The sequence below is a fragment of the Flavobacterium sp. genome (assembly GCF_003525665.1).
Taxonomy (GTDB): Bacteria; Bacteroidota; Bacteroidia; order Flavobacteriales; family Flavobacteriaceae; genus Flavobacterium.
The window spans coordinates 791-6,382 of the sequence record NZ_DQDX01000151.1; the positions used below are offsets into that span (position 1 = coordinate 791).

Genomic DNA, 5,592 nt, shown 5'->3' on the forward strand with positions numbered 1-5,592 from the left:
ACATGCTTGATGGTTCAGAATTAGATCGAATTGTAGCAAAACACAATCCCGATTTCATCGTTCCAGAAATTGAAGCCATAAGAACCGAACGTTTTTATGACTACGAAAAACAAGGAATTACCGTAGTTCCATCTGCGAAAGCGGCCAATTTTACCATGAACAGAAAAGCAATTCGTGATTTAGCTGCCAAAGAACTCGGATTAAAAACTGCCAATTACAGATACGCAACCTCAGCATCAGAATTACAAAAAGCAGTCGAAGAAGTTGGAATTCCGTGTGTTGTAAAACCATTAATGAGTTCATCTGGAAAAGGACAATCTACCATAAAATCTCAAGAAGATATTGAGAAAGCATGGAATTACGCAGTCGAAGGTTCACGTGGTGATGTGGTTGAAGTTATCGTAGAAGCATTTGTAAAATTCAATTCAGAAATCACTTTATTAACTGTAACCCAAAACAATAATCCAACCTTATTCTGCGCACCAATTGGTCACCGTCAAGAACGAGGCGATTATCAAGAAAGTTGGCAACCAGCACGAATTTCCGATAAAGATTTATTTGAAGCTCAAGATATGGCCGAAAAAGTTACTGAAGCACTTGGTGGCGCAGGACTTTTTGGAGTAGAATTTTTCTTGGCTGACGATGGCGTTTATTTCTCAGAATTATCGCCAAGACCACACGACACCGGAATGGTTACACTTGCAGGAACACAAAACTTCAACGAATTTGAATTGCATCTTCGTGCGATTTTGAGCTTACCAATATTTGAAATTACCTTAGAAAAAAACGGAGCAAGTGCTGTAATTTTGGCTTCAGAAAATTCTACAAATCCAACTTTCTCTGGACTAGAAAAAATTGCGGCTTTACCAAAAACCGATTTTCGTATCTTTGGAAAACCAACTTCAAGACCTTACCGAAGAATGGGAGTTTCATTAGTAAATGACACTTTGGAAACACCAATTGAAGAAGTGGTTGAAAAGGCAAAAAATGCTGCAACATTAATAACTATAAAATACTAATTATGAAATCAATTGTGACCTTATTATTCATCCTAACTTTCAGTTTAGGATTTGCACAAGACAAAAAAGAAACACCAAAAACTCAAATTGTAGAAGCTTCTTGCGGACAATGCCAGTTTGGAATGAAATCTAAAAGCGGCTGTGATTTAGCTGTAAGAATCGACGGAAAAAGTTATTTCGTTGAAGGGACAAAACTAGACGATCATGGCGATGCTCATGCCGAAGACGGATTTTGCTCAGCAATAAGAAAAGCAGAAGTTTCAGGTGAAATTGTAAACGAAAAATACGTAGCAACTTCATTCAAATTATTGCCTCAAGAAAAAAACAGATAAATAAAAGCGGAATTGATTTTCCGCTTTTTTTATACGTTAAGTTTTCTAATCACCTTCGCAGGATTTCCAACCGCAAGCGAATTATCAGGAATGTCTTTTGTCACAACACTTCCAGCTCCAATCGTACATCCATTCCCTATTTTAACACCTGGAAGAATTACCGAGTTTCCTCCTATCCAACAATCATTTCCAATAGAAACTGGTTTGGAGAATTCTACCGTTCGTCGTTCTATCGCGTCAAGCGGATGTGTTGCAGTGTAAATTTGAACTCCTGGACCAAAGAAAACATTGTCGCCAATTTCAACTTTCATCGTATCCAAAACCACACAATTGACATTGAAATACACATTTTCACCCGAATGAATATTATAACCATAATCACAATGAAATGGTGGTTCGATGTAAAGTCGCTTGTGTGCATTTGGTATCAGTTGACGCAAAATGTTTCTTGCATTTCCATTCATTAAATATTCGGTTACATTTAACTTGTGTAATAATTTCTTGGCAAAAGTTCTTTCGGAAACTAAAACTTTATCGTTGGCGAAGTAAATTTCACCGTCCAACATTTTTTCTTTTTCGCTTTTCATAATCGATTTAATCAATAAACCAAAGATAGTATTTCTGTAAAATTAAAATTGTATTTTTGATGTTATGAAGCCAATTATCCAAAACATCTCCAAAATTATTTCTTTAACTCCAGAAGAAGAAGCGATTTTTTTATCGAAAATAGAAACTAAAAATTTCAAGGCTAAAACCATTTTATTGAGTTCAGGACAAATTGCAGACAGTACCTATTTTGTGAATTCTGGTATTCTAAGAAGCTTCAACATCAACGATAATATCATCGAACATATTTTACATTTTGCCTGCGAAGGTTGGTGGATGGGTGACATGTACAGTTACATTTCAAGAAAACCGGGAAATCTTTTTATAGAAGTCTTGGAAGATTCTGAACTAGAAATTATTTCTCGCGAAAATCGAGAGGAATTGTTTGAAAAAATTCCAAAACTAGAACGTTTTTTTAGAATATTAACCGAAAATTCTTTGGTTGCACATCAGGAAAGACTTATGGATAATTTGAGTTTGACCGCAGAAGAACGTTTTGAGAAATTCTGCAAAAAATACTCTGCTTTAATGCAACGAATTCCACAGAAACAGATCGCTTCATATATAGGTGTTACACCCGAATTTTTCAGTAAGATGAAAAGCAAAATGCTTAGAAAATGATTTCTTAATCTACATTAAGTGACATTTCATTACATCGATTGTAAATTTGTATCATAATAATTACTAAATTTATACATCATGAAAAATACAGTTTTACACAAAGCAAATACAAGAGGTCATGCCGATCATGGTTGGTTGAATGCTTACCACAGTTTTAGTTTCGCAAGTTGGTACAATCCAGAAAGAGTACAATTTGGAACCTTACGCGTTTTAAACGACGATACAGTTGCTGCCGGAATGGGATTTGGCGAGCATGGTCACGATAATATGGAAATTATTACAATTCCGTTAGAAGGTGATTTGGCACACAAAGACAGCATGGGAAATGCCGAAACTATAAAAACTGGCGACGTACAAGTCATGAGTGCCGGAACTGGAATTCGTCACAGTGAGTTTAATCCAAATCATGACCAACGTACTAAATTATTCCAAATTTGGTTGTTTCCACGAACTAAAAATGTAACGCCAAGATACCAACAAATTACTTTAGACGTTACAAAACAAAAAAATAATTTTGCTCAAATACTTTCTCCAAATGCCGATGATGAAGGAGTTTGGATTCATCAAGATGCTTGGTTTCATTTAGCCGATTTCGACAAAGATTTCTCAAAGACCTATCAGTTAAAAAGACAAGGAAACGGAATGTACGTTTTTGTAATTTCTGGAACTGTAACTGTTGACGGACAAGAACTAGAAACTCGTGACGGATTAGGAATTACAGATTTTGAAACTTTAGAAATAAAAGCTTCAACTGATGCTAAGTTTTTATTAATGGAAATTCCGATGGAGTAATTAGTGTTCAGTATTCAGTGTTCAATGAAAAAACAATAATAACCGCAAATTCGCGAATAAAATAATTTGTGAATTTGCGGTAAAAAAAATAAAACCATGAACGAAGTACAATTAAAAATCAATGATAAAAACGGTGTGTTTTTTATTGATGTCGATGGAAAACAAGAAGCCATGATGACGTTTGTTTTTGCTGGCGACGACAAAATAATCATCGATCATACCGAAGTAAATCCGGGAAATGAAGGAAAAGGTTTTGGTAAAAAAATGGTTGTAAAAGCAATAGAATATGCTCGTCAGAAAGGCATCAAAATAATTCCGCTTTGTCCATTTGCTAAAAGTGTTTTCGATAAAACTCCTGAATTTAGAGATGTTTTATAATTTAAAAAATCCATTATGAATTCAAACGACTTAACAAAAGAATATACTAATGGCGAAGTTACCATTGTCTGGAAAAATGCATTATGCACACACTCAGCAAATTGCGTAAAAAACAATCCCGATGTTTTTAAACCCAAAGAAAAACCTTGGATAACACCAGAAAATTCAACTACCGATAAAATAATTGAAACCGTAAAAAAATGTCCTTCGGGCGCACTGACTTACTATTTAAACAATGAAACAACCGCCTAAATGGAAATTTGCCATCATGGTTTGGATTGCAATTTATCCTGCAATTACACTGGCTTCGTTCCTACTTGGTGACGCCATCCAAAACCTACCATTAGCAATTCGAACATTAATCATGAACGGAATTTTAGTTCCATTAATGGTATTTATATTATTACCTTTACTGGGAAAAATTATGAAAAACTGGCTACACAAATAATATGACAAAAAAATACTCGCTTTCGGAGCTTCATCAAGCAAAAAATCCATCAACAAACAATTGGCAACTTACACCGCCAATTTATTTAAAGATGCTAAAGTTGAACTATTAGATTTAAACGATTTCGAAATGCCAATCTATTCCATGGACAAGGAAAAAGAAGATGGAATTCCGCAATTAGCACACGATTTCTATGCAAAAATTGGTGCATCCGATTTAATCATCATCTCTTTTGCCGAACATAATGGCGCGTATTCATCGGCTTTCAAAAATATTTTCGACTGGATGTCGCGCATCAACGGAAAAACTTTTCAGGAAAAACCAGTGCTTTTAATGGCGACTTCTCCTGGTGCTCGCGGCGGAAGTTCGGTTTTAGAAATTGCCAACAATCGCTTTCCGTTTCAAGGCGCAATCGTTAAAGGCAGTTTCTCCTTGCCAAATTTCAACGACAATTTCGATGCCGAAAAAGGAATAACCAACGAAGATTTAAAAAAGGATTTACTAAAAATTGTAGATTCCATAGAATACTAAATTCGTCCAAACTATACTTAAAAGTGATATTGTAAAAGGTATCACTTTTTTTATTTATACCAATAGCATTAGAAGCCAATCCAGCTATACGCTACAAGTTTTCACAAAGAAGCACCATTTTTCTAAGCCACAAAAGGAGCTTCTTTGGTCGCTCTTTTCTGTCAAGAAAAATTGGCACTTCTTTGTAAAAAGCTTTCCGCTACTATCTGGGCTAAACTTTAGCAGTACAACAACCATTTCTTAATCTAGGTTAAGTGCTGCTGCTTTACAACAGTTGTAACTTTGTACTATAAATTAATAACAACAAAAATAAAATATACAATTATGGCAACAACTAAATGGACAATCGATCCAACACACTCAGAAGTAGGTTTCAAAGTAAAACACATGATGTTCACCAATGTATCAGGTCAATTCGATACTTATGATGCTACAATCACAACAGAAGACTTCGATTTCGTAACATCTAAAATCGAGTTTTCAGCTGATATTGATTCAATAAACACTGGAAATTCAGACAGAGATAATCACTTAAAAAGTGCTGACTTTTTTGATGCCGAAAAAAATCCTAAACTAACTTTCGTTTCATCATCATTAGTAAAAAAAGGTGAAGACCACGAATTAACAGGAGAATTAACTATAAACGGAATTACAAAAACCGTAAAACTAGAAACTGAAGTAAGCGGATTATTAAAAGATCCATGGGGAAATACCAAAGTAGGATTGAATGCAACAGGAAAAATTAACCGTACCGATTTTGGTTTAACTTGGAATTCTGCTTTAGAAACTGGTGGCGTTTTAGTAAGCGAAGAAGTAAAATTAAACATAGAATTACAATTCTTACAACAATAAATATTTTCTTGAT

The 5,592-nt window shown here is 34.7% G+C and carries 10 protein-coding genes; 9 read left to right on the forward strand and 1 reads right to left on the reverse strand.

The window, feature by feature from the left end:
* The coding region (purT, locus tag DIU01_RS10685; RefSeq protein WP_290834280.1) for a formate-dependent phosphoribosylglycinamide formyltransferase at positions 1-1,019 on the forward strand (1,019 nt) is incomplete at its 5' end.
* Between the two features lie 2 nt (positions 1,020-1,021).
* The gene (locus tag DIU01_RS10690; RefSeq protein ID WP_290834282.1) at positions 1,022-1,351 is read left to right on the forward strand and encodes a DUF6370 family protein; all 330 of its coding nucleotides are present in this window, start codon (positions 1,022-1,024) and stop codon (positions 1,349-1,351) included.
* Positions 1,352-1,380: 29 nt separating this feature from the next.
* Here the strand turns inward: DIU01_RS10690 and DIU01_RS10695 are convergent, their stop codons facing one another.
* Entirely contained in the window at positions 1,381-1,938 is a 558-nt protein-coding gene (locus DIU01_RS10695) for a sugar O-acetyltransferase (protein ID WP_290834284.1), read from the reverse strand.
* Positions 1,939-2,002: 64 nt separating this feature from the next.
* Between DIU01_RS10695 and DIU01_RS10700 the strand changes: the two genes are divergently transcribed.
* The 7 genes from DIU01_RS10700 (at position 2,003) to DIU01_RS10730 (ending at position 5,579) form a co-directional block, all read left to right on the forward strand.
* Positions 2,003-2,578, forward strand: coding sequence for a Crp/Fnr family transcriptional regulator (locus DIU01_RS10700; RefSeq protein ID WP_290834286.1), 576 nt, complete (start codon positions 2,003-2,005; stop codon positions 2,576-2,578).
* Between the two features lie 78 nt (positions 2,579-2,656).
* Positions 2,657-3,370 (forward strand): pirin family protein, encoded by a 714-nt coding sequence (locus DIU01_RS10705; RefSeq protein WP_290834288.1) that lies wholly within the window; start codon positions 2,657-2,659, stop codon positions 3,368-3,370.
* Between the two features lie 96 nt (positions 3,371-3,466).
* Entirely contained in the window at positions 3,467-3,748 is a 282-nt protein-coding gene (locus tag DIU01_RS10710) for a GNAT family N-acetyltransferase (RefSeq protein WP_290834290.1), read from the forward strand.
* Between the two features lie 15 nt (positions 3,749-3,763).
* The gene (locus tag DIU01_RS10715) at positions 3,764-4,000 is read left to right on the forward strand and encodes a (4Fe-4S)-binding protein (RefSeq protein ID WP_290834292.1); all 237 of its coding nucleotides are present in this window, start codon (positions 3,764-3,766) and stop codon (positions 3,998-4,000) included.
* Positions 3,984-4,196 carry a hypothetical protein gene (locus tag DIU01_RS10720; protein WP_290834294.1) on the forward strand — a complete coding sequence of 71 codons (213 nt, stop codon included), beginning with the start codon at positions 3,984-3,986 and terminating at the stop codon, positions 4,194-4,196. The genes DIU01_RS10715 and DIU01_RS10720 overlap by 17 nt, the downstream gene beginning before the upstream one ends.
* 12 nt (positions 4,197-4,208) lie before the next feature.
* A complete protein-coding gene (locus tag DIU01_RS10725) occupies positions 4,209-4,727 on the forward strand; it encodes an NADPH-dependent FMN reductase (protein ID WP_290834299.1) in 519 nt (172 codons plus the stop codon).
* Between the two features lie 324 nt (positions 4,728-5,051).
* Entirely contained in the window at positions 5,052-5,579 is a 528-nt protein-coding gene (locus tag DIU01_RS10730; RefSeq protein ID WP_290834297.1) for a YceI family protein, read from the forward strand.
* The last annotated feature ends 13 nt before the right edge of the window (positions 5,580-5,592 follow it).